The sequence below is a fragment of the Paeniglutamicibacter sp. ZC-3 genome (genome assembly GCF_025847175.2).
GTDB classification, from domain to species: Bacteria; Actinomycetota; Actinomycetes; order Actinomycetales; family Micrococcaceae; genus Paeniglutamicibacter; species Paeniglutamicibacter sulfureus.
Genome location: NZ_JAOYTG010000001.1, coordinates 417399 through 444213, shown reverse-complemented (window position 1 = coordinate 444213; position 26815 = coordinate 417399). Strand labels below are relative to the sequence as shown.

Annotated in this window: 25 protein-coding genes; 17 read left to right on the top strand and 8 right to left on the bottom strand. The window is 65.6% G+C overall.

What is annotated here, in order from left to right; translation table 11 throughout:
- Nucleotides 1–95 precede the first annotated feature (95 nt).
- The 3 genes from OIU93_RS01955 to OIU93_RS01945 all read left to right on the top strand — a co-directional run bounded on the left by OIU93_RS01955 (nucleotide 96) and on the right by OIU93_RS01945 (nucleotide 1571).
- Nucleotides 96–383, top strand: a complete 288-nt coding sequence (locus OIU93_RS01955) for a hypothetical protein (protein ID WP_264268364.1) — start codon at nucleotides 96–98, stop codon at nucleotides 381–383.
- 188 nt (nucleotides 384–571) lie between these two features.
- On the top strand, nucleotides 572–826 hold the full coding sequence (locus OIU93_RS01950) for a hypothetical protein (RefSeq protein ID WP_264268363.1): 255 nt from the start codon (nucleotides 572–574) through the stop codon (nucleotides 824–826).
- 64 nt (nucleotides 827–890) lie between these two features.
- A complete protein-coding gene (locus OIU93_RS01945; RefSeq protein WP_264268362.1) occupies nucleotides 891–1571 on the top strand; it encodes a CE1759 family FMN reductase in 681 nt (226 codons plus the stop codon).
- Between the two features lie 16 nt (nucleotides 1572–1587).
- On the opposite strand, the gene OIU93_RS01940 is transcribed toward OIU93_RS01945, so the two are convergent.
- Complete coding sequence (locus tag OIU93_RS01940; protein ID WP_264268361.1) at nucleotides 1588–2793, bottom strand: MalY/PatB family protein; 1206 nt, start codon at nucleotides 2791–2793, stop codon at nucleotides 1588–1590.
- A 177-nt stretch (nucleotides 2794–2970) separates the two neighbouring features.
- Here OIU93_RS01940 and OIU93_RS01935 point away from each other — a divergent pair, with 177 nt between their 5' ends.
- The 5 genes from OIU93_RS01935 to OIU93_RS01915 all read left to right on the top strand — a co-directional run bounded on the left by OIU93_RS01935 (nucleotide 2971) and on the right by OIU93_RS01915 (nucleotide 7584).
- Nucleotides 2971–3471: a DUF6328 family protein gene (locus OIU93_RS01935; RefSeq protein ID WP_264268360.1), complete on the top strand. Its 501-nt coding sequence runs from the start codon at nucleotides 2971–2973 to the stop codon at nucleotides 3469–3471.
- A 204-nt stretch (nucleotides 3472–3675) separates the two neighbouring features.
- On the top strand, nucleotides 3676–4461 hold the full coding sequence (hpaH, locus tag OIU93_RS01930; protein ID WP_264268359.1) for a 2-oxo-hept-4-ene-1,7-dioate hydratase: 786 nt from the start codon (nucleotides 3676–3678) through the stop codon (nucleotides 4459–4461).
- Nucleotides 4446–5261, top strand: coding sequence for an aldolase/citrate lyase family protein (locus OIU93_RS01925; RefSeq protein ID WP_264268358.1), 816 nt, complete (start codon nucleotides 4446–4448; stop codon nucleotides 5259–5261). The genes hpaH and OIU93_RS01925 overlap by 16 nt, the downstream gene beginning before the upstream one ends.
- A gap of 183 nt (nucleotides 5262–5444) precedes the next feature.
- Complete coding sequence (locus OIU93_RS01920) at nucleotides 5445–6191, top strand: sulfite exporter TauE/SafE family protein (RefSeq protein WP_264268357.1); 747 nt, start codon at nucleotides 5445–5447, stop codon at nucleotides 6189–6191.
- Nucleotides 6192–6255: 64 nt separating this feature from the next.
- A complete protein-coding gene (locus tag OIU93_RS01915) occupies nucleotides 6256–7584 on the top strand; it encodes a DUF6350 family protein (protein ID WP_264268356.1) in 1329 nt (442 codons plus the stop codon).
- Here the strand turns inward: OIU93_RS01915 and OIU93_RS01910 are convergent.
- Nucleotides 7581–8120 (bottom strand): DinB family protein, encoded by a 540-nt coding sequence (locus OIU93_RS01910; RefSeq protein WP_264268355.1) that lies wholly within the window; start codon nucleotides 8118–8120, stop codon nucleotides 7581–7583. The genes OIU93_RS01915 and OIU93_RS01910 overlap by 4 nt on opposite strands.
- Before the next feature lie 11 nt (nucleotides 8121–8131).
- Nucleotides 8132–8524 carry a hypothetical protein gene (locus OIU93_RS01905; RefSeq protein ID WP_264268354.1) on the bottom strand — a complete coding sequence of 131 codons (393 nt, stop codon included), beginning with the start codon at nucleotides 8522–8524 and terminating at the stop codon, nucleotides 8132–8134.
- A 144-nt stretch (nucleotides 8525–8668) separates the two neighbouring features.
- Between OIU93_RS01905 and OIU93_RS01900 the strand changes: the two genes are divergently transcribed.
- Genes OIU93_RS01900 through purN form a run of 5 tightly spaced genes read left to right on the top strand, consistent with a single transcriptional unit; the run spans nucleotide 8669 to nucleotide 14369 of the window.
- Nucleotides 8669–10195, top strand: a complete 1527-nt coding sequence (locus tag OIU93_RS01900) for an ABC transporter substrate-binding protein (protein ID WP_264268353.1) — start codon at nucleotides 8669–8671, stop codon at nucleotides 10193–10195.
- Between the two features lie 17 nt (nucleotides 10196–10212).
- Nucleotides 10213–11163, top strand: coding sequence for an ABC transporter permease (locus OIU93_RS01895; protein WP_264268352.1), 951 nt, complete (start codon nucleotides 10213–10215; stop codon nucleotides 11161–11163).
- 20 nt (nucleotides 11164–11183) lie between these two features.
- Nucleotides 11184–12053, top strand: a complete 870-nt coding sequence (locus tag OIU93_RS01890) for an ABC transporter permease (protein WP_372342849.1) — start codon at nucleotides 11184–11186, stop codon at nucleotides 12051–12053.
- Nucleotides 12050–13789, top strand: coding sequence for an ABC transporter ATP-binding protein (locus OIU93_RS01885; RefSeq protein WP_264268351.1), 1740 nt, complete (start codon nucleotides 12050–12052; stop codon nucleotides 13787–13789). The genes OIU93_RS01890 and OIU93_RS01885 overlap by 4 nt, the downstream gene beginning before the upstream one ends.
- Nucleotides 13790–13799: 10 nt before the next feature.
- Nucleotides 13800–14369, top strand: coding sequence for a phosphoribosylglycinamide formyltransferase (purN, locus tag OIU93_RS01880; protein WP_264268350.1), 570 nt, complete (start codon nucleotides 13800–13802; stop codon nucleotides 14367–14369).
- A 16-nt stretch (nucleotides 14370–14385) separates the two neighbouring features.
- On the opposite strand, the gene OIU93_RS01875 is transcribed toward purN, so the two are convergent.
- The gene (locus tag OIU93_RS01875) at nucleotides 14386–17418 is read right to left on the bottom strand and encodes a glycoside hydrolase family 38 C-terminal domain-containing protein (RefSeq protein ID WP_264268349.1); all 3033 of its coding nucleotides are present in this window, start codon (nucleotides 17416–17418) and stop codon (nucleotides 14386–14388) included.
- A 273-nt stretch (nucleotides 17419–17691) separates the two neighbouring features.
- Nucleotides 17692–19041: an MFS transporter gene (locus tag OIU93_RS01870; RefSeq protein WP_264268348.1), complete on the bottom strand. Its 1350-nt coding sequence runs from the start codon at nucleotides 19039–19041 to the stop codon at nucleotides 17692–17694.
- A gap of 263 nt (nucleotides 19042–19304) precedes the next feature.
- Here OIU93_RS01870 and OIU93_RS01865 point away from each other — a divergent pair, with 263 nt between their 5' ends.
- Nucleotides 19305–20066, top strand: a complete 762-nt coding sequence (locus OIU93_RS01865) for a DUF4303 domain-containing protein (protein WP_264268347.1) — start codon at nucleotides 19305–19307, stop codon at nucleotides 20064–20066.
- On the opposite strand, the gene OIU93_RS01860 is transcribed toward OIU93_RS01865, so the two are convergent.
- The gene (locus tag OIU93_RS01860) at nucleotides 20063–20731 is read right to left on the bottom strand and encodes a zf-HC2 domain-containing protein (RefSeq protein WP_264268346.1); all 669 of its coding nucleotides are present in this window, start codon (nucleotides 20729–20731) and stop codon (nucleotides 20063–20065) included. The two genes, OIU93_RS01865 and OIU93_RS01860, sit on opposite strands and share 4 nt — an antisense overlap.
- Nucleotides 20728–21231 carry a sigma-70 family RNA polymerase sigma factor gene (locus OIU93_RS01855; protein ID WP_264268617.1) on the bottom strand — a complete coding sequence of 168 codons (504 nt, stop codon included), beginning with the start codon at nucleotides 21229–21231 and terminating at the stop codon, nucleotides 20728–20730. Before OIU93_RS01855 ends, OIU93_RS01860 begins: the two co-directional genes overlap by 4 nt.
- Nucleotides 21232–21475: 244 nt before the next feature.
- Here OIU93_RS01855 and OIU93_RS01850 point away from each other — a divergent pair, with 244 nt between their 5' ends.
- A complete protein-coding gene (locus OIU93_RS01850) occupies nucleotides 21476–22000 on the top strand; it encodes a hypothetical protein (RefSeq protein ID WP_264268345.1) in 525 nt (174 codons plus the stop codon).
- An 88-nt stretch (nucleotides 22001–22088) separates the two neighbouring features.
- The gene (gene purH, locus OIU93_RS01845; protein ID WP_264268344.1) at nucleotides 22089–23756 is read left to right on the top strand and encodes a bifunctional phosphoribosylaminoimidazolecarboxamide formyltransferase/IMP cyclohydrolase; all 1668 of its coding nucleotides are present in this window, start codon (nucleotides 22089–22091) and stop codon (nucleotides 23754–23756) included.
- A gap of 767 nt (nucleotides 23757–24523) precedes the next feature.
- Here the strand turns inward: purH and OIU93_RS01840 are convergent.
- Entirely contained in the window at nucleotides 24524–25984 is a 1461-nt protein-coding gene (locus OIU93_RS01840; protein WP_264268343.1) for an MDR family MFS transporter, read from the bottom strand.
- Nucleotides 25985–26140: 156 nt separating this feature from the next.
- On the opposite strand from OIU93_RS01840, the gene OIU93_RS01835 reads away from it, so the two are divergent.
- Complete coding sequence (locus OIU93_RS01835) at nucleotides 26141–26725, top strand: TetR/AcrR family transcriptional regulator (protein WP_264268342.1); 585 nt, start codon at nucleotides 26141–26143, stop codon at nucleotides 26723–26725.
- Nucleotides 26726–26815 lie beyond the last annotated feature (90 nt).

Below are 26815 nucleotides of genomic sequence, written 5' to 3'. Positions count from 1 at the left end.
CATGTGCCTCGACAAGCCGGCAAACGGCTTGGACGGTGCACACTTCACAACAACATGGAGGCCTGTTCCAGAGAAGATGACAGGAGTGAAATGTCATGACACAGGATGCACACATTCCGGCACCACGCGAGGAACCCCAGTCAAGGCTGAGGGTTCCCGGGACGCACCACGCCAACGGATTGTTGATCGGCGGCGGACTCGCGGCCCTGCTCTTCTTGGTATTCATCGTCGCCGGCGGCATCACGCTGGGTACCGTGATCAGTCCGCTGTGGATTGGTTTCATCATCGGTGTCTTGGTCGCGCTTCTTGGAGCCTTCCGCATGGTTCGCGGCCCCGAAGCCTTCGGACTAGGCGATACCGAGCACAAACACCCGGCTGCCTAACGCAAAACGGGTGAAATCACGAGGGCCATCGTCTCGCCGCCCCCAGGGCAGACGGTGGCCTTCGTGTGTCCGGCCGGCAAGGCGATATTCGTTGGTTCGGCAGTGCGTTCCGGCCAAAGGTGTTTCCTTCGTCTTCTGCATGGCGCCTATTCCCGCGGTACCGTTGAAGTCATGGTGAACCCGGCATTTTGGCCGTTGCCACCGAGATGAACCAGGGAGGCTTCATGCTGTATCGCGTGATCTGGATGACCGTCGCCGTGGTGCTTGCAGTCATGGGTATTTCGCTCCGGTCCGACGCACCGATCGCTGCATTCGGCGCAGGCGCAATTGCCGCCTACTGCCTGGTTGGGGCCATCCGCGGACGTTGCCTTGGCGGTATCTGCATGCCGACGGCGGCGACCGACGAAAACGTTCCCAAAAAAGAAGAGGCCGGCCGGGAATGAATTCACGACCCTCGTGGTTTTACATGCAAAGACATGTATTTCACGAGAGGGAGCCACACACATCATGAGCCAAAACATCGTAGTCATCTCCGGCGGACTGGGCACACCGTCAACCTCCGGCCTGCTGGGACGCCAGCTCGGCGAATCCGCCGTCAAGGAACTTGCGGCGATGGGCATCCAGGCCGACCTGACGGTGCTTGAGCTGCGCGACTACGCCGCTGACATCACCAACAACCTGCTCACCGGCTACGCACCGCCGCGCCTGGCCGAGGCCATCGAAGCGGTACGCAACGCCGCCGGACTGATCGCTGTCTCTCCGGTCTTCACCGCCTCGGTCTCCGGGCTCTTCAAGTCGTTCATCGATGTACTGGATCCCACCTCGCTTGATGACAAGCCCATGATCCTGGCCGCCACGGGTGGAAGTGCACGGCACAACTTGGTGGTCGACTACGCAATGCGTCCGATCTTCGCCTACCTGCGGGCGCGGATCATGCCCACGGCCATCTTTGCCTCACCCGAGGACTGGGGAGCGGACCAGGGCCACGGTGCGCTGGCCGAACGCGAGCGCCGCGCCGGGACCGAGCTGGCCCAAGCCATTGCCGGACCCAACGGGACCGCAGCACGGACCCAGGACCTGGGCGACACCCGTTCCATCGCACCACGCGTGAGCGAAACCGCAAATCCGCGGGACAACATGACCTCGCTGCCGTTCGAGCAGCTGCTGGCCAACATCCAGAAGGGCTAGTTGGAGCCGCCCAAGGTTACTGAGCAAACTCCGGGTCGGTGACGTCCTTGTTGTCGCAACCGTCGACCGCGGCCCCCATGCGGTGGATCATTCCGCCCAGCACCGGCCGCGGGGTGGCAAAGTTCAGCCGTACGAAGCCCTTGCCGCCGCTGCCGCAGGCAGTGCCGTTGATCAAAGCGACCTGGGCTTCCTTGAGGAAGAACTGGGCGGGCCCCGGGTCCAGGGCGAGCCGGGAAACATCCAGCCACGCGAGGTAGGTCCCCTGCGGGGGAAGGTAGCGGACCTGGGGCAGGTGTTCCTGGATGATGTCCAAGAGCAGCATTCGCGACTCGTCAAGGTAGCCGATGACCCCGTCGAGCCAGCCCGTGCCGGTGCGGTAGGCAGCCGTTGTCGCCGCCAGCCCCACATTGGCTGCGCCGTGTTCGGCTACCCCGCCCACCCGCTCCCAGGCGATTCGGTCGGCGTCGTTGGTCAGGACCAGCTGGGCGCACTTGAGTCCCGGGAGGTTGAAGGCCTTCGTGGCTGCAACCGACGTGACGGAGTGCGCCGCGGCCGCGGGCGAAACGGTGGCATAGGGAACGTGGGACGCGCCGTCAAAAACAAGCGGCGAATGGACCTCGTCCACGAAGACCCTCGATCCGGAGGTTTCGACCAGCTCGGAAATCGCGAGCAGCTCCTCGCGCGAATAGACCTTTCCGATCGGGTTGTGCGGATTCACCAGGACCAGCAGGGCGCCGCCTGCCAATGCCTGCTTCAGGGCGTTCCAGTCGATCTCCCATCCGCTTTGCGTGGGAACCATGGCCACTTCGATGGAATCCCGCCCAAAACGCTCCGCGGTGGAGATGAAGGGCATGTACGCGGGGGTCAAAAGGACCAGGGGAGCGTCGGGACGGTGCCTCGGGGAAAAATGCATGATGGCGGCGTCAAGCGCCGTCATCACGGAGCCCATGGGCCGCACCTGGTCGGGGTCGATCTTCCACTCGAACCTGTTCTCCAGCCATCCGGCCGTGGCCTGCTGCATGTCGTGGACCAATTGGGTCGGTGCGTAGCCGATCAGGCCGTTGACCAACGTTTCCTGTGCCGCCGCGATGACGCCCGGGGCCGTCCCGAAATCCATTTCGGCGACCCATGCACCAAGCGATCCGCGGTACTCGGACCACTTCAGCGATCCGGTCCGACGCAATTGGTCGACGGTCAAAAGGTCGAAGGGGTGGGCACTCATTTAGCCAGCTTAGACTCCTTCGGGAACGAAAGACCCTGCCGTTTTTTATTTCTTCTGCCCAAGTCGCTTGTTCTTCGGTAGGTTGGCTAGTGAAGCAGGATGTCAGCAGGATCCGACCCGAATTCCTTGGGTTCCCCCCAAGCCTCGGTCTGTGGGTGGTTGCCGGAAGGGAGCGCAATGGACGGGCGCAATGAGCGCAATGAGAGTGTCGAGGAGCGGCTGGACCGGAACTGGAACGAGCTCATGCAGGAGCTGCGCGTCATGCAGACCGGTGCGCAGATCCTTGCCGCATTCCTGGTGGTCTTGCCCTTCCAAGCGGGGTTCACGTCGCTGGAGCAGGCGGACAGGAGATTCTATTTGGTCCTGCTGGTGTTCTCCGCGCTGCTGATCGTCCTGCTGGTTACGCCGGTTGCCGTGCACCGGCACCTCTTTGGCCAACGCGTCAAGATCACCACCGTGCACATGGGCCACGTCATTTCGAAGTTGGTGGTCATCGGCGTGGGGGTCCTGGTGGCCGGGTGCGTGTGGTTCGTGGTCCAGGTCCTGTATGGCTGGGCATTGGGTGCCCTCATTGGCGGACTCGTCATGCTTGCGGTGGTTTTCCTGTTGGTGGTCCTGCCACGGATCATTAAGCCAACGTCGTCGATCCCGCTCCCGCCGGCCCCCGGCATCGAGTAGCGCACGGCATGGGCGGTTCGGCCGCGGCCCGCCAGCCGCAGGAATGCCTTGGGCACTTCAGGGCGGCACGGACACAAAGGACGCCTGAATGTGACCCCGGTGACGTATTGGCTACCATGTTCAAGGTGTGAGCCTGTGACCACAAGATGTGGTCGGGTGACCACGGGACGTGCATCCAGAACTTCAGAAGGGGCCCAGGCCAGCATGCTCAACGATGAGACCATCACCCGGATAGCCGATGAACTCGTGCAGGCGGGCCACGACCGCGTGCCGGTCAAGCGCCTGACCGCCCGCTTCCCCGAAATGACGGTGGAGGACTCCTACCGGGTCCAGAACCTCTGGCGCCAGCGCTCCGAGGCCAACGGCCGCATCCTTGCGGGCCGCAAGATCGGACTGACCTCCCGCGCCATGCAAATGGCCACGGGCATCACCGAGCCGGACTACGGCATCATCTTCGATGACATGGTGCTGGACTCGGGCTGCACCATCGAGTGGGACAAGTACACCCACCCGCGCGTCGAAATGGAACTGGCCTTCAAGCTCAACAAGGACGTCGAGGGACCCAACGCCAACATCTTCGATGTGCTCAACGCGACCGAATACGTCATTCCCGCGCTGGAAATCCTGGATTCGCGCATTGAGATGGAGGGCCGCACCATTGTCGACACCATCTCCGACAACGCGGCCATGGGCGCCATGGTCATCGGCGGGAACCCGATGAAGCCCTCGGACATCGACCTGCGCTGGGTCTCGGGCATCCTGTTCAAGAACCAGGTCGTCGAGGAGACCGGCGTCGCCGCCGGCGTGTTGAACCATCCGGCCGCCGGCGTCTATTGGCTGGCGAACAAGATCGCCGCCCACGGCGACAAGCTCAACGCGGGGGAGATCATCCTGGCCGGTTCCTTCACCCGCCCCATGTGGGTGGACAAGGGCGACACCGTCTTTGCCGACTACGGACGAATGGGAACCGTGACATGCCATTTCTCGTAGAACCCGACCCGTCCCTCAAGGACGCACTGCGCCAGGCCGACCACGCGCTGGCAGGCATTTGGGTGTGCTCCGGCTCCCCGCTGGTCGCGGAGATCTGCGCCGGTGCCGGCTTCGACTGGATCTTCATCGACGCCGAGCACTCGCCCAACGGTCTTGAGTCCATCTTGGGACAGCTGCAGGCCGTGCGCGGATACCCCGTCGTGCCGGTGGTCCGCCCGCCGGTCAACGACACCGTTCTCATCAAGCAGTACCTGGACCTGGGCGTGCAGTCGCTGATCATCCCCATGGTCAACAATGCCGACGACGCCCGTGCCGCAGTGGCCGCCTGCCACTACCCGCCCATGGGCGTGCGCGGGGTAGGTTCGGCGCTGGCGCGTTCGGCCCGCTGGAACCGCATCCCCGACTACCTGACGCGCGCGAGCGAGTCCCTGACGCTGATGGTGCAGATCGAATCGGCCGAGGCGGTGGCCAACGTCGAGGAGATCGTGGCCACCGAGGGCGTCGACGGCATCTTCATCGGCCCCTCCGACCTGGCCGCCTCGATGGGCGTGATCGGGCAGCAGGACCACCCTGACGTCGTCGCCGCCGTGGAGACGGCCATCGCCGCGGGCAAGGCGGCAGGCAAGTACGTCGGCGTCAACGCTTTCGCCGAAGCGCCCGCCAAGCGCTACATCGAGCTCGGCGCGCACTACGTGGGTGTCGGTGCCGACGTGGCACTGTTGGCCCGCGGCAGCGAGGCACTGGCAGCCAAGTTCGTCTCCGGCGCCGAACGCCAGGCCGGGGCTCCCGCCAGCTACTGAGTTCCGAGCCCACGGGCAGCACGCGGCTTCCGGAGGATTCCTTCCTTCCTTTCGGAAGCCGCGCTTTTGTGTCTCCGCCGCGCTGCCGGCGGCAGTCGGCGGTGCCTGCGCGGGATCGCCCGGCACACCGCCGCCTGTCGACCTCGGAATGACCTATGCCGAATAGGCGATAGGCTCGCTTGAATGGACCTTTCCCTTATTTTTCTGGTGCTTGGCATGGTTGTCGTCGGTGCCATCGCGCAGCGCGTGGCGGGGCTCGGTTTCGCGATGCTTGTTTCCCCGTTCCTGGTCATTGCCCTGGGCGCACACCAGGGGGTGTTCCTGGTGAACATCTGCGGGGTGCTCTCCTCGGCGCTCATCATGCCGCGGGTATGGAAGGACATCGACTGGTCGATGTTCCGCTGGCTGTGCTCCTTCAGCGTCTTCGGCTCGGTGGCCGGCGCCTTGCTCGCCGGAGGGCTGCCGGCGGCCCCGCTGTCGATCGTGGTCGGTGCCGTGGTGTTGGCGGCACTGTTGCTCTCCCTGATCCTGGTGCGAGCCAATGTCACGGTTTCCGGCCAGGTCCCCAAGGGCAGCGCCGGGTTCCTCTCCGGACTCACCAACTCGCTGGCAGGGGTCGGGGGACCTGCGGTGAGTGCCTACGCGGTGCTGGCCCGCTGGCCGCAACGTCCCTTCGCCGCCACCCTCCAGCCCTTCTTCGTGGTGACAGGGCTGGTCACCATCGGCATGAAGTTCATCACCACGCCCGACCAACTTCCCCCGCTGCCGCTGTGGGCCTGGATCGGGGTCGCCGTGTTCATCTGGGCGGGCGTGCTCATCGGCGAGCAGGTCCAGCGCGTGGTCTCGGACAGGCATGCGCGTTTCTTCGTGTTGTGTTTCGCCTTCTTTGGAGCCATCACCGCTTTGGTCAGCGGTCTGCGCGCCCTGTAGCCCAAGGCCGCCCAATCGCGTCAATCAGGGCAGCGGCGGCACATCGGTGGCACGATTGGAAGCGATGAGTGAGAAGAAAAAGCAACCGCACGCCGCGGCGGCATTGAACGCGGCGCGCCAGCGGCTGAGCACCGGCTGGCCCATGCCGCTATTCCTGCAGGGAGCCTTCGAGTTCATGCAGGCCGCCCTGTTTTCGGCCTTCTTGGTGGTCATCCCGTGGTTCGCCGTGTGGTTCAGCGGCGGTTTTGCCAAGCGCGACATCGAGTCGGTGCTGCAGATGGGCGGACAAATCTGGTTGCTGATCCATGCCGTCCCGCTGCACCTCCTGCAGGTGGGCACCGGTGCCGACCCCACCCAGGGGTCCGGCGTGCTGAACTTCATCCCGCTGGGTCTCACGCTCATCCCGTTTGGCCTGTGCTGGCGGGCAGGGCGCCGCATTGCCCGGGCTTCCTACACCGACTCGTTGTGGCAGGGCATCCTCGGGGCGCTGGGCGTCTACCTGCTCTGCGGCCTGTTCACCGGTTTCCTGGTCAACAACGAAGAGGCCACCGTCTCGCTCCTGGCGGCCACGCTCATTCCGCTGGTCCCTGCCGGGGCCGGGGTCATCATCGGCGCCCGCCGCGAGGCAGGTTCCTGGGGCCGGTTGATCGGCTTCGACGCCGCGGCCTGGATCTCCAAGGCATCCCAGCATTCGCGCTGGGCGGGATCCTACGTGTGGGCGGTGCTCTGCGGCGGAACCCTGGCCTACCTGCTCGCCTTTGCCCTGGCCTCCCTGCTGCTGGCCGTCAACCTGGCGGTGCACTGGGTGGATGTCTCGAACGTCTACCAACAGTTGCGGCCCGGTCCCATTGGATCGGCCGTGCTGACGCTGGGCCAGCTGGGGATCATGCCCAACCTGGCGCTGTGGACCCTGGCGTGGATCACCGGCGGCGGGATCACCCTGGGCGTGGGCAGCACGCTGTCCACCCTGGAAACCACCGTGGGTCCGCTGCCCGCGGTGCCGGTTCTGGCCGCACTTCCCTCCGGGGACCTTGACTACGCCTGGGCGTTCATGGCGCTTCCGGTGTTCGCCGGGTTCATGGCGGGCTGGTATTTCCTGCGCGTGGGCGAGAACCACCTGGACGACTGGGTGTCGCTGCGGATCCGTTCCCGCTGGTTATCCCTGGGCCTGTCCACCGTGGCCCTGGGCCTGTTCGTCGGCAGCTTTGCCGGCGCCCTGTCCCTGGTCGGCTCGTGGCTGGCCGGCGGGTCGCTGGGCATCGGGCGCTTCACCGAGGTGGGGCCGGACATCCTGCTCACGGCCGTGCTGCTGGCCGCCCAGGTGGCCCTGGGCACCGCGATCGGGTACCTGGTGTCCCCGCTGCTCGAGCACGATCCGGTGCTCGACGGCTAGAGCGGACGCGCGACGCCCAGGTCGTGGTGCAGGTGGTGGGCCGTGTCGTGCCAGGCATATTGGGCCAACGTGCCAGTGGTGAACACCGCCCCATTGGACCGGGTCCCCATTCGCGTCAGCTGCGCGTCGGACAGCGAATCCAGCGCGGCGGCAAAGAGGGACGCGGCCTCCTCCAATCCCCGGGCCACCTCGGCCGATGGGATCTGCGCGTAGGCACCGCGCACCGCCGCCGCGTCCTGGTCCCAGTCCGGAAACGTCGGGGAGTCGGTTTCCAGCATCATGGCCAACCGGCCGTTCATCACCTGGAGCATCTCGCCCACGTGCGCGCAATACTCGTGCGTGCTCCACACGCCCGGGTCCTTGCGCACCAGCGCATCCGGTGCAGCCAGGGCGGCTGTGAAACGCGGGACGGAGTCGCGCAACAGCGCCGCGACCTGCCCGGGGTGCAGTGCCCGCACATCGATCCCGCATTCGTCGCACACTTCGCTCAGCACGACGGTCCAGTCCTTGGTGTCGGGGGTGGGTTGCTCGTCCATGGGGAAACTCCTCATCTCGCCGGGTCCAACTCGTTCCTGAAATCCTGGGTGCAGGCGGTCTCGGAGCGCAGGGTCAGCGCGTCGGTGCGGCACTGCTGATACTGCAACGAGGGCCCGAGGAACACCAGTTGCCCGGCCAGCAGCAGGGCAATCAGTCCACAGGCCACCGTCGCCACCGGCACCACCAGCCTGAGCGCGCCCGCCGCGGGATTGCCAAAGGCCTTCAGGCTGGTCACCAGGCCCAAAACGAATCCGGCCACGGCGAACGGCAGGCCCGCGAGCCTGAACGGCAACGGCAGGTACCAACCCGCCAGTGTGCACGCCATGGCAACCAGGGTGGCAGCAACCCAGCCGCGCAGCGGGCGCGCGGCATCCGGTGCATCCCGTGGGGTGTTGCCAGCCATGAAACCCACACTAGCCCCGAAGCCGCGTTCGTTACATGGATTAGGTCGCCCTCTGGTGCACTTGCGTACGATAATGGTTAGTCACGGGTGCTTTTTCCGCACCGCGGCAGGCCCACGCCCAGGTACCGAAGGATTGATTCAACGATGCAGGCAACGCAATCGAGCCGACGCAGAAAGACCGTCGCAATGCTCGCCGCCATGCTTGGCACGATGCTCCTGCTCTCTGCCTGCAACGCGGGATCCACCGGCGGGGCGCCGGCCGATCCAGACAGGCTGGTGGTCGCGCTGACCGGCGAACCGGTGAACCTGGACTTCACCACCACCGCCGGGGCCGCGATCCCGCAGGCCATGATGTCCAACGTGTACGAGGGGCTGGTGGGCGTTGACCAGACCGGCGCCATCATCCCGCAACTTGCCACCGGCTGGGAAACCAGTGCCGACAACAAGTCCTACACCTTCACCCTGGTGGAAGGCGCCACGTTCTCCAATGGCGCCGCCTTCGACGCCTCCGACGTGAAGTTCTCCATCGAGCGCGTCAAATCCGACGCCTGGCTCAACGGGCTGAAGTCCAAGATGGACGTGGTGGACACAGTCGTGGTCAATTCCCCGACCTCGGTCACGGTGAACCTTGCCCGTCCCTCGCAAGCCTGGCTGTATTCGATGACCACGCTGGTGGGCGCCATGTTCGACCCCTCCGGAGTCGAGGACCTGGCAAACACCCCGGTGGGCACCGGCCCGTACCAGCTCGAGTCCTGGGCGCGCGGGGAATCGATCACGCTGTCGGCCCGCCCCGATTACCGGGGTCCGGCCCCGGCCATCGGACATGTCACCTTGCGCTACTTCGCCGATGCGATTGCCACCACCAACGCGCTGTCCTCCGGCGACGTCGATATCATCTACAACATGCAGGCCCCCGAGCTGCTGTCCTCCTTCCAGGCCAATCCCGCTTATCAGGTCATCGAGGGCACCTCCAACGGCGAGATCATCCTGTCGATGAACAACAAGGCCAAGCCCTTTGACGACAAGCGGGTGCGCCAGGCGGTGCTTTACGCCATCGACCGCAAGTCGGTGCGCGACACCGCCTGGAACGGCCTGGGCACCCTGGTCGGCGGGCCGGTGCCGCCCACCGACCCGTACTACGAGGACCTCAACAACCGCTATCCCTTCGACCCGGACAAGGCCCGTGCCCTGCTGAAGGAGGCCGGCGCCGAGAACCTGAAGATCGATTTCACGGTGCCCACCCGTCCCTACGCCACTGCCGTCTCGGAAATCGTCCAGTCCCAGCTGCGCGACGTGGGGATCGACGCGCGGATCCGCAGCGCCGAATTCCCCGCCGTCTGGCTGGATACGGTGTTCAACCGCCACGACTACCAGATGTCGGTGGTGCTGGCCGTGGAGGCCCGCGACGTGCTGACCATGTTCAACAACCCCGACTACTACATCGGCTATGACAACTCGAAGATCAAGGACGAGGCCGCCGCCGCGGATGCGGCAGACGAGGCAAACTACGTGGCGGGCATGAAGAACGTGGTGCGCACCATCGTGGACGACGCGGCGGTGGACACGCTGTTCATCTTCCCGAACGTGTCGGTGGCCAAGGCAGGGATCACCGGCCTGGGCGCCAACTCGGTCACCGAGGCGCTGAACCTCTCCACCATCGCCTGGTCCTAGGCGGGGGCGGTCGAGGGATGCTGGTGCGCATTGCGGGGAACCTGGCCCGCTTCCTGCTGTCGCTGCTGGCCGCCACGATACTGGTCTTCGCCCTGATGCGCGTGCTGCCCGGGGACCCGGCGGTCATCGCCGCCGGACAAAACGCCTCCCCGGAAATTGTCGCCTCCCTGGCCCGCCAGTTCGGGACCGACAGGCCGCTGCCCGTGCAGTACTGGGACTGGTTCTCCGGGCTCTGGCGCGGGGACTTCGGGGTGTCCTACGTGACCCGGGCCGACATCTCCCCGCTGGTGGCCGACAAGGTGCAGGTCTCCCTGATCCTGGTCGCCGCTGCCATGGCGCTCGCGCTGGCCATCGCGATCCCCGCCGGCACCATTGCCGCAGTGCGGCATTCGAAGCCTTCCGGCGCGCTGATCTCCGCGCTCAGCCAGCTGGGCATCGCGATCCCCAGCTTCCTGCTGGGCATCGTGCTGGTCTCCTTCTTCGCACTGCGCCTGGGCTGGCTTCCCGCCAACGGGTGGGTGGCACCCGGCACCGACTTCGCCGGGTTCCTCTCCCGGCTGGTGCTTCCGGTCATGGCGCTGGCCGGGGTGCAGTCCGCGATCCTGGTGCGCTACGTAAGATCCGCGGTGCTCGAGGTGATGCACGAGGACTACCTGCGCACCGCGCGGGCCAAGGGCCTGTCCCCGCTGCGCGCGCTGGGGCGGCACGGGCTGCGCAATGCAGCGATCCCGGTGCTCACCGTCACCGGCGTCCAGTTCTCCGCGCTGATCATCGGGGCGGTGGTCATCGAACGGGTCTTCGTGATCCCGGGCTTGGGCTCGATGCTGCTCTCCGCGGTGGGCAACCGCGACCTTTTGACGGTCCAGTCGGTGGTGATGGTCCTGGTGGCCATCACGTTGGTCGTCAACCTGCTGGTGGACGTGCTCTACACCGTCCTTGACCCGCGCATCCGCGCCGCAGTCCGATGAGAACCCCGGAGCCCGAACCCATGCTGCCAGCACCCGTGTCGCCCGAGACCATGAAGCCGGGACCCGTGCGGCCCCGTCCCGTCCCCGCGCTGCTCATCGGCGGGGGGATCGTGGTGCTGATCGCCGCCACCGCACTGCTCTCGCTGGTTTTCACTCCCTTTGACCCGCTGCAGGCCAACCCGCCGGTGCGGCTGCAGGGGCCAAGCGCCGAACACTGGCTGGGCACCGACAACCTGGGCCGTGACCTGCTCTCGCGGATCCTGGTGGGCGCGCGCATCACGCTGCTGGTCGGAGTGGTCTCGGTGGGTATCGCGGTGCTCATCGGCACCCCGCTGGGCATCTGGGCAGGCATGCGACGCGGGGCCGTGGAGGAAATCACCATGCGTGCCTCCGACATCCTGCTGGCCTTTCCCGCCCTGCTGTTGGCCATCATGTTCGCCGCGATCTACGGCGCCTCCACCGTCTCGGCGATGGCGGCGATCGGCCTGGCCTCCGTGCCCGGCTTCGCCCGGGTGGCCCGGGCCGGGACGCTGCAGGTGATGAACGCAGAATACGTGCTGGCTGCCCGCGCCGCCGCGCAGCGCCCCCTGCGCATCGCCAGGCGCCACGTGCTGCCCAACATCACCGGGATGCTGCTGATCCAGTGCTCGGTGACCTTCGCCCTGGCCGTGCTGGCGGAGGCCGCGCTGTCCTTCCTGGGCCTGGGCACGCCCCCGCCGGTTCCCTCCTGGGGCAGGATGCTGCAGGAGTCCCAGCAATACTGGGGCACGTTCCCGCTGATGGCGCTGTGGCCGGGGGCGGCGATTGCGGTGGCGGTGATGGGCTTCAACCTGCTCGGGGACGGGCTGCGCGATGCCCTGGACCCCAAACTGGGACGGGGCAAGGCATGAGCGGGCACCTCGAACCGGGAACCGGGAACCTGCTGGAGGTCACCGACCTGTCCGTTTCCGCCGGCAGCCGGGCACTGGTCTCCTCGCTGTCCTTCTCCATGGTCGCCGGCGAGCGCATCGGGCTGATCGGCGAGTCCGGGTCCGGCAAGTCGCTGACCGCCACGGCGCTGCTGGGCCTGCTGCCGGAGGAGCTCACCGTTTCCGGTGCCGCGCACCTGCACGGGTTCGCACCCAACCTGCTCACCGCGGACGACAGATCGATGCAGGGGTTGCGCGGGGATGAGATCTCGATGGTCTTCCAGGAGCCGCTTTCTGCGCTTAACCCGCTGATGAAAATCGGCGCCCAGGTCGCCGAGGTGATGCTCCAGCACCGCACGGTGCCGAACCGCGCCGCCGCCCGCCGGCGCGCCGTCGAACTCTTGGCCTCGGTGAAGATCCCGGATCCCTCCCAGGCGGCCGGCGCCTACCCGCACCAGCTCTCCGGCGGGCAGCGCCAACGCGTCATGGTCGCCATGGCCCTGGCCAACGACCCGCAGCTGCTGCTGGCCGACGAGCCGACCACGGCGTTGGATGTCACGGTGCAGTCCCAGGTGCTCGAGCTCATCTCCGCCCAGGTGCGCGAGCGCGGCACCGGGCTGCTGTTCATCACCCACGACCTGGCCGTGGTGGCGAACGTATGCACCCGGGTGCTGGTGCTCAACAAGGGGCACCTGGTCGAATCCGGGGAGATTGACCGGATTTTCTCCGCACCCGAGCATCCCTACACCCGCGCACTGTTGGCGGCGAGCGACCTGTCGGCCACCGATGCGCGCGGACGCCTGTTCACCGTGGACACCGCGGCAAGCTACGTGCCGCCGGCGCTGCGCGAGGCACCGCCGGCGTCGGCTCCGGACCCGCACCCAGCCCTCGCCGACCCCACGGCCGCTCCCGCACTGATCACCGCGACGGGGCTGGGCCGCACCTACCACCGTGCCCGCACCACGGCCTTCGGCCCGCGCCCCGTGGTCAATGCCCTGGCCGATGTCAGCTTCACCGTGGCGGCCGGGGAACGGGTGGGCATCGTGGGGGAGTCCGGCTCGGGCAAGTCCACGCTGCTGCGCATTCTTGCGGGGCTTGACCAACCCACCAGCGGCCAGGCCACCGTCGCCGGGACCCCTGTCGCCGGAGCCCGCGAGGCGGACCTGGCCTCCCTGCGCAGTGCGCTGCAGATCGTCTTCCAGGATCCGCTGGGCTCGCTGGACCCGCGGATGCGGGTGGCTGACATCATCGCCGAACCGCTGTTGGTGCCGGGGCGGAAACTGGACGCGGCCGGCCGGCTGGCCGAGGTGCACCGGATGCTCGGGCTGGTGGGCCTGGAAGCCGAATCGGCCGGGCGCTACCCGCACCAGTTCTCCGGCGGGCAGCGCCAGCGCATTTCCATCGCCCGCGCCCTGGTGAACCGGCCGCGGATCCTGGTGGCCGACGAGCCGGTCTCGGCGCTTGATGTCTCGGTGCGCGCGCAGGTGCTGAACCTGGTTGCGGACCTGGTCGACGAGTACGCGCTGACGCTGCTGCTGGTCTCCCACGACCTCTCGGTGGTGCGCCACCTCTGCGAGCGGGTGATCGTGATGAAGGACGGGCGCATCGTCGAAGCAGGGGACACCGAGCAGATCTACAACAACCCCGCGCACCCCTACACGGCACAACTCATTGCCAGCTCCCTTGACCTGTCAGAGGAACTGGCGGCGCCCCACTAAACTTGTACCCATGCGCATCGTAGTTCTTGTCTCCGGCACCGGGTCCAACCTCCAGTCAGTCATCGACGCCGTCGCCGACGGGTCGCTGGAAAATGTGGACATCGCGGCGGTCGGCGCCGACAAGCACGGCACCTTCGGCGTCGAGCGCTCGGCCGCTGCCGGCATCGAGACCTTCGTGGTGAACTTCAAGGACTTCGCCGAGCGCTCCGACTGGAACCACGCACTGACCGAAAAATGCTTGTCCTACAAACCCGACTACGTGGTGTCCTCGGGCTTCATGCGCATTGTCGGCGAAGAGTTCATCAACGCCTTCGACGGCACCTACATCAACACCCACCCGGCCCTGTTGCCCTCCTTCCCGGGCGCCCACGGGGTCCGCGACGCGCTGGCCTACGGGGTCAAGGTCACCGGCTGCACCGTGCACATCGCCGACGCCGGGGTGGACACCGGACCCATCCTGCGCCAGGAAGCCGTGGCCATCCAGGACGACGACACCGAGGAAACCTTGCACGAGCGCATCAAGGTGATCGAGCGCCGCCTGCTCATCGCCACGCTGGCGGATCTGGCCGCGAAGGCGTAGCCACTCCGGACGGGGGCTAGCCGCCGAGCCGGAAGCGCAAGGTGCGCACCTCGAAGGCCGTCAGTGCGATGGCGACCGAGCCGTCGGTGTGTTCGGCCATCCCGCCGGGACCTTCGATCGGATCCTCCAGCAGGGTGGTCACCGAGGCACACTCCACCGGCCGGTGCACGTTCACGGTGCCGGCGGCTCGGCGCCCCAGGGATTCATAGACGCGCACGACCAAATCGCCCGAGCGGTCACCCGCCAGCTTCACGCTGGAGAGCACGATGCCCGTGCCCTCGACGGAGACCAAGGGATCGAACCCGTGGGCGCCGGTGATCGTGCTTTCGGCGCTGTTCAGCAGCGCACCGGTCTCGGTCGCGGAGGCGATGTCGGCGCCGATAACAAGGCCGTAGCGGTGGCTCTGGAGGCCCTGGTCGGTTTCCGGATCGGGGAAGCGCGGGGCGCGCAGCAGCGAGAGCCGCACATTGGTCGTCACCCCCGCCTCGGTGGAATCCCGGGTGACATCGAAACCGTAGATGGAATCGTTGATGAGCGCCGCGCCGAAGCCGGGCTCCTCGGCCAGCACGAAGCGGTGCATCGAGGTCTCGAACTTCGCGGCCTCCCAGCTGGTGTTCACGTGGGTGACGCGCTTTTGGTAGCCGAACTGGGTTTCGGCGATGGTGTGCTCCGCGCGGATGTCGAGTGGGAAGGCGACCTTCAGGAACTTCTCTGTCTCGTGCCAGTCAGTGGCCTGCTCGATCTGCAGTACCCGCGAACCCGGTGCCAGGGTCAAATCCTGGCGCAGGGTCGAGGCGGAAAAACTGCGCTCAACGACCACGCGCGCGGTGCCGTCGGCATCCGTGGACAGGCTGATCGCATCCAGTTCGCGCAGGTCGGTGACCTGGTTGCGGTAGTACTTTTCCACGTCCCAGGCGTCCCACTTGTTCGGGAAGTCCTGGTGCATCTGCAACAGGTTCGCTTCCTTGCCGGCGGCGATGGTCTCGCGGCCGCTGAGGTGGTCTATGGCGGAGGTGATCAGTCCCTCGCGCGAAATCGCGACGGAGACCAGGTCGTTGGAGAGCACGAAGCCCTCCGCGGTCTCGGTGGCCGTCACGGTGTCGGTGACGGGCGCCAGATCGGCAACTGCCGCCCCGGCGCCGGGGCGCACGCCCGAGCGGGTGAACGGAGCCGCGTTGAGGGTGATCGCGGTGTCGCCGGTGCCCACCAGCGCTGCCTGTGCCGCGGCAATGATGGCTTCGGCGCGCTGGGTCACCGTGGCGTACTCGGCCACGACCTCGCGGTGGACCCACGCGATGGAGGTGCCCGGCAGGATGTCGTGGAACTGGTGGAGCAGAATCTGCTTCCACAATGCGTCGATTTCGGCATACGGGTATGCAAAGCGGGAGGACACGGCTGCTGTTGCCGACCACAGCTCGGCCTCCACCAGCAGCAGTTCGGTGCGCCGGTTGCCCTCTTTGGTCCGGTGCTGGGAGGTAAGCGTTGCACGGTGTAGCTCCAGGTAGAGCTCGCCCACCCACACCGGAGGGTTCTCCAACTCGGCCTTGGCGCGGGCGAAGAACGCGTCGGGGTGCTCCCACCTCACGGTGGGGCTTCCCTCGAGGTCGGCAAGGCGGCGTGCCTTGCCGGTCATCTCGCGGGTGGTGCCGCCGCCGCCGTCTCCCCAACCCACCGGGGCTATCGATCCGGTCGCGTGGCGGGACTCGCGGAACTGGCGCGCGGCACGGGCCACCTCTTCGCCCGAAAGCTGCGCGTTGTAGGTGTCCATGGGCGGGAAGTGGCTGAACACGCGCGAGCCATCGATACCTTCCCAGAGGAAGCTGTGGTGCGGGAACGTGTTCTGCTGGTTCCAGGAGATCTTCTGGGTGAAGAACCACTCGAAGCCGGCACGGCGCATCAGCTGCGGCAGGGCAGGGGAGTAGCCGAAGGAGTCCGGCAGCCACACGCCGGCGCAGGTGACGCCGAATTCCTCGCGGAAGAACTTCTGGCCGTAGTGGAACTGGCGCACCAGGGACTCGCCGGAAGGCATGACGGTGTCGGACTCGACCCACATGCCGCCCAGGGGAAGGAAACGGCCGGATGCCACTGCTTCCTTGACCTTGTCGTAGACCTCCGGGCGGTGTTCCTTGAGCCAGGCGTACTGCTGCGCGCTGGACATGCCGTAGAGGAAATCCTTGTCCATGCCGAGCATTTCCACCATGGAGGAGCAGGTGCGGGCGACTTTGCGGATGGTCTCGCGCACCGGCCACAACCAGGCCGAATCGATGTGGGAGTGTCCCACCGCGGAAATGTGGTGGGCGCTCTCATCGGCGCGACTGGAAAGCACTTCCACCAGTTCGGTGCGGGCATCCGGCGCGGTTTCGGTGATGCGCTGCAGGTCGAGCCCATCCAGCGCGTTGTCCATGGCCTGCAGGATGCGCATCCGGCGCGGACCCTGGGGCAATTCGGCCTGGAGCTCGAGCAGCACCTCAAGGTCCAGGGCAAGCTCGTGGACCTCCGGCTCGAAGATCGCCAGGTCCATGCGACCGGTGGCGTAGATCTTGCGCGAGGACGAGCTCCGGATATCGCCTTCGGCGGTGGGCTGGAACGGGTGGTGGCCAAGCAGCACCGGGTTGGCTGCGGCTTCGAGGAAGTACTCGACGGACTCTTCGCCCGCGGCGGGATCCGCGACGGGGATCCACTGGTTGCGCGGATTGATCGCTTTCACGGTGGTGCCGTTCCCGCGGTAGACCAGCCCCTCGCACTGGAAGCCCGTCAGGGTCTGGTCGAAGCCAAGGTCGACCAGGGCCTCGACGCGCTTGCCGGCCCAGGAGGAGGGAACCGTTCCGCGCAGGCGGAACCAGGTGGTTCCCCATGCTGCGCCCCAGGGAGTGCCGACCTGGTAATCGGTGTACTCCAGGCCCAAGGCGTCCGCCGGCGCGATGGGCTCGCCCGGAAGCTCAAACCAGCCAACGTCAAGCGGGATCAAAACCGGGTGGATGGCCGGGCGAATGCGTTCCTCGAGGACTCGATTGACGCGTCCAAGGGTCAACGGAATGTCATCATGCATGGATGCCTTTCGCCGGGCTTTGGCCCTTGATGAATCCTTGCTCGGAAAAAGCGGTGTGGGGCATTGGCCGGCGCTTCGCAGCCCGATTGAGACTGCGGGCTCCGACGTCCTGCGGCCTCATCTTGGCGGTGATGCCGCAGACTCCAAGAAAATTCGGGGGTTGACCTATGAATCCAGACTAACCGATAGCTCCGGCAGCATACCGGGCGCTCTGGGCAGGCCCAGGGGCCACAGGGGTGGTTCGGAATCCACTGCAGGGCAGTGGCTCGGAATCTACTGCAGGGCCCGGCCCTTGGTCTCGGGGGCGAAGAATGCCATCAGGATGACAGCGCCCAGCACCAGGACCCCTGCCGCCATGAACAAATTGCCCAGTCCAACCACCGGCCACAATGAGGCGAAGACCAGCGGTCCGAATCCGGCGCCCAGGCGGCTGAACGAAGATGCCCAGCCGAAGCCCGACCCGCGCAGCTCGGTCGGGTAAAGCTCGGACACGTAGGCGTACAGCACCGGGATGGCGATCTGTACGACTACACCAAAGACCAGCAACCAGAGCAGCGCCAACGCGGGTGCATTGAGTGTCACCGCGACCATGACCAGGATGAGGGCTGACAACGGACCGGTGATGCCCAGCAACCACTTGCGGCCGACCCGTTCCACCAACAGCGCGGCAATGACCACGCCGATCAGGCCCATCAGGGCCATCACCGACGTCATGAAGAACGCGGTGGACTGCACCATGCCCGTGTCCGCCAGGATCGACGGCATCCACGTCAGGGCCAGGTAGTAGACCAGCAGGATGGTTAGGAACAGCGACCACGAAACCAGGGTGATCCGTGGGCTGAAACGCCAGATCTTCACGAGCTGCTCAAGCCAGGAACCGGGGGACAATCGAGGGGCGGCCTCCGGTTCCGGAAGGGTGTAGGACTGTGCAGGTACCCCGGTGCGGGCGACCAAGTCGTCAATGACCTTCGCTGCCTCATCCCGCTGGCCCTTGCGGACCAAATAGAGCGGGGACTCCGGAACGCTGCGGCGGACCCAGAAGACCATCAATGCAGGGAGCACCATGACTGCCAGGATGAGCCGCCAGTTTCCGGTGGTCGCCTGGACCCAACCGGAAATGAAGAATGAGAGGGCTGCGCCCACCGGCCACCAGCCGTCCATGGCCGTGAGCACCCGGCCGCGTTGCTTGGCGGGCGTGAATTCACCCACCAGAGCGTAGTCCACCGGGATGCAGCCGCCCAGTCCCACCCCGGCGATGAAGCGGAAGGCCACAAACCACGCAAAGCTCGGGGCCAGGGCGCCGGCAACGGTGAAGATCGAGAAGATTAACAATGTCCAGGTAAAGGCCTTTTTACGGCCGATCTTGTCCGCGATGGTGCCCCAGAGGAAGGCGCCCAGGGCCATGCCCAGCAGGTTTCCGGTGCCCAGCAGCGCCGCGGTGGTCCTGTCCAGACCCCACTCCGCGGCGACCAGGGGGATCAAGGCGCCATTGAGCGTGACATCCCAGGCGTCGAACATGAACCCGAGCCCGCCAATGATGAAGATCTTCCCTTGCACGCCCCACTTCCACGGGAGGTTCTGGACGACCGACTCGCCGGTGGGTAGCTTCAAGTAATTGTTCATCTGTGCTTGGCTTTCGGACAGGAGCGGTCTGGCGCGGGACGGGTCCAACCGCGGCAACAATGTGGCAATTGCGGCACCGGCGGAAAACGTGCTCCGGCGCCAGCAACAACGCTACGCGCTGAATCGGCAAACCACAGAATAGCCCTTGACATTTTGTGGCTTGGCGTTTCGTGGATCGGTATCTTTTCGGCCCGGGAAAATTCGGCGAAGCCCCTTGTGCCGGGGCTGTTCCGGTGCGGGGCAACCCGGGGTAGGCTCTGGATATGGGAGTAGATTGGACCGCTCTCGAAGAGGCGATACGGGTGTCGGCTCTTCGCCAGGCGGAGGAAATAATTGACCGTCACCCGGACGAAGTGTTCTATGCCATTGCCCTCGACGGGGTGAGCGCCGACGAAACCGACCACATCGATTTGCCTGTGCTCGCACTGAACTCCGAAGAAGCCCTGACCCGTGCCCTCAGCGTCAACGTCGAGGAACCGGATGCCGAGGACTTCGAGGACGAGGACGAAGCCGAAGACTTCGAAGAACGGCCCGATGCCGACGATGACGGGTCCGACCGGGACGTCCATCTGCATGACAACGACGACACCGATGACGATGACTCGGACGATGACGACGAGGATGACGACGTTTACGTGGACGAGGATGACGACGACGAAGACATTGACGCGGTCCTCAAGGAATTCGACGCCCTGACCTCCGATGCCGAACAGGGCTACTATTCCTCAAAGTGGAACCCCTCGGATTGGCAGTGGAGCCCCATCGAGCTCTTTGACGAATCGGCCACGGCGCTGTGGAGCCAGGCGTTGACCGACGTGGCCAAGGACCACGGATGGGAACGGACCAACCGCCTGTACTACGAAATGCTCATCCGCGTCACCGAGTCACTGCGCTCCGCCCTGGCCGTGGGTCGAAACTCGGATGTGGTGGTCTACCTCTCCGACGAGGAGCACGGCGATGCGCTCCTGCGCAGGTGCCTCACTGAATCCCAGCTGGCCAAGCACTTCCCGGAACTCGCGCATTAGCTCGACAGGCTCGAAGGATCCCCGGGAAGCTTGAGCTCCGCGAGGATCCTGGAGTCCACGTCGCGCAGCTGGATCGCAGAAATTCTCCCCATTTCGGTGGGCACCGCGCCGCTCACGCGGGCAGTGCCCGTCTTGGTGGCGTTCCAGGAGCTGGCACGGTCGACTTCCCCCGATTCGTCCACCACCCACAAGGACAGCGTCCCGCTGGTGGGCAACTCGGTTCCCCTGAATTGGAGCTCGGTGCCCCAGGCCTTGGCATTGAGTCCCAGGTCCACGCGCGGTCCCGCTGCCGAGACCACCTCGTAGGTGGCATCCGGGGCCGGTGCCGGTCGCAGCACGGGTGCCAGGAAGACGCCTCCGGCAACTGATGCAGCGACAGCCGCCGCTGCCGCCGACCCCAACAGGATCCGCCGGGTTCGCCGCCTCTCCCGCAACCGGTCCAGGAGACTAGCTCCGGGGCCTTCCTCCGGGATGGCGTGGTCCCCGAACAGCAAGGCGCGGGCGTCTTGCGCGTCCAAAGCGCCAAGCCTCGTCGACACCGGGGCGAAGAGGGAGAGTTCCTGGCGGCACTGCCCACAGCCGGCAAGATGCGCCTCGAAGGTCCGTGTCTCGTCGGCGTCGAGTCCGCCCAGCACGTAGGCACCCAGGTTCATGTGCTCGTTCACTGTTCCACTCCCATTTCCGCCAGGATCCCGCGCAGGGCCCGCATGGCGTAGTACGCCCGTGATTTCACCGTGCCCTGGGGGATCCCCAGGCTCGATGCCGTTTGGGCCACGGTGGAGCCCAGATAATGCATGTGGATCACCACCTGCCGGTGTTCGAGGGTCAAACGCAGCAAAGCCTCCTCCATGAGAATTCTGTCCAAAACAGCTTCCATGCCCACAGGCACGCCCGGGCCTTCGGGATCCTGCTCGCCGAGCGCGGTGGCGGAAATCCGCGCCGCGGCCCGGCGGTGTCTGTCGATGATCACGTTGCGGGCGGTGGCAAACAGGTAGCTGCGCAGCGAACCGGTCAGCTCCGGTGCGGTCTTCCACACCTTGAGCACGGTTTCCTGCACGACGTCGTCGGCCTCGTCCCGGTCGTTGGCTACACGCAGGACGAAGCGTCGCAGGGCGTCTCCGTGGTCGCGGTAGATGTCCGACACCACTTGCGCATCGAGTGGCACATGGGCTCCAGTGAGTCGTTTCGGAAACATCGGGTCACCAACTGAGACGCATCGGAACTGCAAACGGTTCAACCATGATTCAAGTATGCGCAAAAAAAGTTCTGAAAAGCATGAACCTTGTCCCCGGTCGATGCGTCTTAGCTGGTAAGAGTTCCCTCTCGGTTCTGCCCGAATGTTCCCCGGGGCGCTCTGGCCCCGTGGAATCGGGGTGCCGTTTCGCCCTTCGAGTGTAAGGAATTGCATCATGAACCGTATTCATCACAAGACGTTCGCGTCTTCAGCTGCGGTCCTGCTGGGTGCCGCATTGCTGCTTTCCGGCTGTGCTTCCGGCGACGACGACTCTCCGGCAGCCCCGGGCACGGCGGCAACGACGGCGCCGGCCGAGACCAGTGCCGCGGCTTCGAGCCCTGCGGCTTCAACGCCCGACCTGATGACCGGCGAATCCAGCCTGGGCACCATTGTCGTGGACGGTGAAGGGATGAGCCTCTACTACTTCACCAAGGACAAGAAGGACACCACCACCAGCGCGTGCACCGGCGACTGCCTGGTCGCTTGGCCGATCGCGGTGGCCAGCGGAGACACCCCCGTGGTGGAGGGCGTCACCGGCGAAGTCGGGACCATCGACAGCCCCGAGGGTGAGAAGCACCTCACGCTCAACGGCATGCCGCTGTACTACTTCGCCAAGGACACCAAGCCGGGCGATGTATTGGGCCAGGGCCTGAACGACGTCTGGTACGTAGTCACTCCCGCGGGGGAGATGATCAAGTAACCACCGCGCCACACAAGAAGTCCCCCAACTGGGTGCGGGATAAGATGGGGCATAGCACCCCCCTCAAACCGCACCCTGGGAGACTTTTGTGAGCCAGACCGTCCTTGATCGCGTCCCGATTCGCCGGGCACTGATTTCCGTCTACGACAAGAGCGGATTGGAGGAGCTGGCAGCGGGCCTGCATGCGGCAGGCGTCGCACTGGTTTCCACCGGCTCCACCGCCAAGCGCATTGCGGCCGCGGGGATCCCGGTCTCCGAGGTCGAGGAAGTCACCGGCTCGCCGGAGATGCTTGACGGCCGCGTCAAGACCCTGCACCCGCGCGTGCACGGCGGCATCCTGGCCGACCGCCGCGTCCCGGAGCACATGAAGACCCTCGAAGACATGCAGATCGAGGCCTTCGACTTGGTAGTGGTGAACCTCTACCCATTCGTCGACACCGTGCGCTCCGGCGCCGCCATGGACGACGTCGTGGAGCAGATCGACATTGGGGGCCCTGCCATGGTGCGCTCGGCGGCCAAGAACCACGCCGCCGTGTCCATCGTCGTGGACCCCGCCGCCTACGGCGCCGTCATTGCGGCGGCCGCGGCCGGCGGCTTCGATCTGAAGTCCCGCCAGCGCTTGGCCGCCAAGGCCTTTGCACACACCGCCGCCTATGACACCGCTGTCGCCTCGTGGACCGCGGCACAGTTCCTCGACGAGGACGGCGACGGAGTCATCGACTGGCCCGCGTACTCGGGCCTGGCCCTGGAACGCTCAGAGGTCCTGCGCTACGGCGAAAACCCGCACCAGCAGGCAGCCCTCTACGTGGACAAGGCTGCCCCGGCGGGCATCGCCCAGGCTGACCAGCTGCACGGCAAGGCCATGAGCTACAACAACTACGTCGACGCCGATGCAGCGCTGCGCGCCGCCTTCGACTTCGATGCACCGGCAGTTGCGGTCATCAAGCACGCCAACCCCTGCGGCGTCGCAGTGGCCTCCGCCGATGCCGCGGACCCGATCGCCGACGCGCACGCCAAGGCGCACGCCACCGATCCGCTTTCGGCCTTCGGCGGCGTCATTGCCGCAAACCGCACCGTGACCGCGGGCATGGCCAACACGGTCAAGGACATCTTCACCGAGGTCGTCATCGCTCCGGCCTTCGAACCCGAAGCCGTGGAGATCCTCTCCAAGAAGAAGAACATCCGCTTGCTGGCACTGCCCGAGGGCTACGGCCGCTACCCGGCCGAAATCCGCCAGGTTTCCGGCGGCGTGCTGGTCCAGGTGTCCGACAAGGTCGACGCCGACGGCGACGACCCGGCGAACTGGACCCTTGCGGCCGGCGAGGCTGCCGACGAGGCCACCCTGGCCGATTTGGCCTTCGCCTGGACCGCTGTGCGTGCCGCGAAGTCCAACGCCATCCTGCTGGCCAACAACGGCGCCGCCGTGGGCATCGGCATGGGCCAGGTCAACCGCGTGGATTCCTGCAAGCTTGCGGTCGAGCGCGCCAACACCCTGGGCGTCACCGTCGAGTCCACCGTGGATGCCGCGGGCGGGGCCTCGGGCGCCGAGGGCGTCTCGGCACAGCGTGCCAAGGGCGCCGTTGCAGCCTCGGATGCGTTCTTCCCGTTCGCCGACGGCCTGCAGATCCTGCTGGACGCCGGTGTGCGCGCAGTGGTGCAGCCCGGCGGTTCGGTCCGTGATGAAGAGGTCATTGCTGCAGCAAACGCAGCGGGCATCACCATGTACTTCACCGGAGCACGCCACTTCTTCCACTAGGAACAAGTGATCCGGCTGCCGCCGGCGTTTCGCCTTCAGGGGCAAACGCCGGCGGCAGCTTTCCGTTTAAGCCGTCGTTTGGATGCGGGGAAACCGGAAGACATATGGTCCCGAAAACAAATTCCCCCTTCGATTTCCCGAGCTGGTCTCCACGCCGTTTGCCTGGTTTGCCGGCAGGTACTTGGTCTCATTGTTCACCTGTCCGAGCACATCGGTTCTGGCAGTCGATCAGGAACTTGCCATGCATCACCGAACCCGGTCGGCGGATTCGGTCACGGGGTCGAGGTTATCCCCATCCGCACAGCCCGCAGCACCGCGCCAAGAGAGCAGATCGAGTCATGCGATGGTGGGGAAAACGAGCGATCCACGGCGTCGGTGAAATCAGGTTGAGCGCCATGCGCACCACAGTGCAAAACCTTGATATGCGGGTTTCGTAAGCCGATGATGAGAGGTACCAACCAAGAGAATGGAAGTGAAGGACATGCGTGGAAGCGGCCTTGTATGGACAATCGTGGGAGTTCTGGTGGCCATTGCCTTGGTGATCTGGATCGTTTCAGCATTGTAGGAAGCCTGAAGCTCTGTGGTACGTGACTCCGTCACCCGGGCATGCCCCGGCCCAATGCGCCCACCATGGTGATCCGTTCAAGATCCCCGGTCGGCGTCCCGTGCCGATACGGAAAGAGGACGCGAAGATCCGGGGTGTGCCGAGGCCCCGGACGATTGATTCGCCCGGGGCCTGAGTTCAGCCTCTTTGGTCGATGCTGCCGCTATCGCTGCTTGTCCACCTTGACGAAGGGGGAGATCACCAGGCCAACGGTGGCCAGGACGGCGCCGACGATGAAGGCAACGTGCGCGCCGGAGAACAGCGCGTGGGCCAGATCCGAACCTGCTTCCATCTTGGAACCGGCGAGCAGCGACATGACGGTCACGAAAATGGTGGTGCCGATGGCACCGCCGAGCTGCTGGCCGGTGGTGAAAATGGCCGAGCCATGGCCGTAGAGGCGAGGCTCAACGGTGGCCAGGGCCGATGACATCAGACCGGTCATCAGCAGGGCCAGGCCGATGGAGAAGACGATGTGGTTGACCATGAACATCCACAGCGCGGTCTCGGAATCCACGGTGACGTACATCCACTGGCCCAGCGCCAGCATGGCGGCACCCGGAATGAGGACCGGGCGGGGACCGAAACGGTCGTAGATGCGCCCGAAGATCGGTGCAACGACCGCCTGGGCCAGACCGCCGGGGAGCAGCATCATGCCGATGGACAGGGTGGTGAAGCCGGCACCGGATTCAAGGATGATCGGGACCATCACGATGGTGCCCAGCAGGGTGCCCATCGCGATCATGATCATCACCACCGAGAAGGTGAAGGTCCGGGTCTTGAAGGGAGTGAGGTTCAGCAGCTCCTTGCCGACGCGGGTCAGCCGAACCTGGCGCTTGATGAACAAAGCCAGGGAGACCAGTCCGATGGCGAAGGAAGCGACGGTGACGAGCAGGTTGTCGGCGGCGTGCTCAAGGCTGGAGATGCCGTAGACCAGGAAGCCGAAGGCAAGCGCGGAAAGCACGACCGAAAGGACATCGAGCGGAATCTTGCGGGCGTGGGACGGGAGCTTGATGAAGATGATCCCCAGTACCAGGATGACCACAGCCAGCGGTGCCATCAGGATGAAGATGTAGTGCCAGGTGAAGGCGTTGACGATTGCGCCGGAAACCGTCGGTCCAATGGCGGGACCGACGGAGATGACGATCGAGTTCAGGCCCATGATGGCGCCGCGCTTGTGCACGGGCACCAGCATCAGGGTGGTGGTCATCAGCAACGGAAGCACAATGGCGGTGCCGATGGCCTGGATGATGCGGGCGACCAACAGCACCGCGAAGCTTGGCGCGAAGACCGCGAGCAAGGTGCCGACCAGAAAGCTGGACAGCGCGAAAATGAATAGGCTCCGGGAGCTGAAGCGCTGCAACAGATAGCCTGTGGTCGGGATGACCACGGACATTGTCAGCAGGAAACCGGTGGTCAGCCACTGGCCGGCGGCTGCCGACACGGAAAGGTCCACCATGATCGCCGGGAGGGCGACGCTGAGCACCGTTTCGTTCAGGATCATCAGGAACGCGGCGAGCGCGAGGGAGCCGATGATGCCGACGAGTTGCTTGGTGGGCAGGGTGGGCGGAGCCTGCCGCGCAGGAGCTGCAGGCGGGGAAATCGTGTCTTCTGTGGACAGAGCCATCGGAAGCTACCTCTTCTGTAAGATTTGAACGAATAAAATCATGTCATGGTCTGACAGCTTTGGTAAGCAAATTCTGTCATAGTGTGACATGAAATATAGTGTGGTGAGCCCCGCGCCTATCCGGGAGCGCCTCCGATTCAAGAAAAGAGCTGAGCCATGGGTATCCGTGAAGAGCATCGCGCCCAAATGCTGCGCGAGATCCAGGGTGCCACGCTGGACCTCGTGGAAGAGAAGGGGATGGATGCCACCACGATCGGCGACATCGCCGCACGCGTGGGCATTTCCGAGCGCACCGTCTTTCGCTACTACTCTTCCAAGGAACATGCCCTCATGCCCGGCCAGCAGGGCCTGATCGACGCCCTGGTGGCCTGCGAAAGCCGGCATGGCAATGCCGCCGGGATCCTGGGTGACCTGTTGGCCGTGTGCCGCGAGCTCTTCGCCCTGGAGGTTGCAGAGAGCGACTTCCGCAGGATTTCCCGACTGATGGTCCAGGAACCGGAGATGATGCGGGTTGCCACGCGCCAGGAGCGAAACCTTGTCGAGGGGCTTAGTGCGTCGTTGGCGCAACGGGGCCCGCTGCGGCCGATCCAGGCGCTCTTGGTTGCCGAGGTGGTGACGGCCGCTTGGCGGGTGGCCTGGCAATCATTCGCTCGCCAGGAATTCGACGGGGTGGACTCCGATCCGCTGGCGCTCTTCGATGAAACCGTACGTGAGCTGGGGAAGCTGTTCCCAGGCACCTGAGGGAGGGGTGTCCGCGGTTCAGTTATGAGGGGTTAACTTAACGCGGGTGTGCCGCCGCGGTCCCGATTGGCCCGGCTTTTCGGGGTGAAA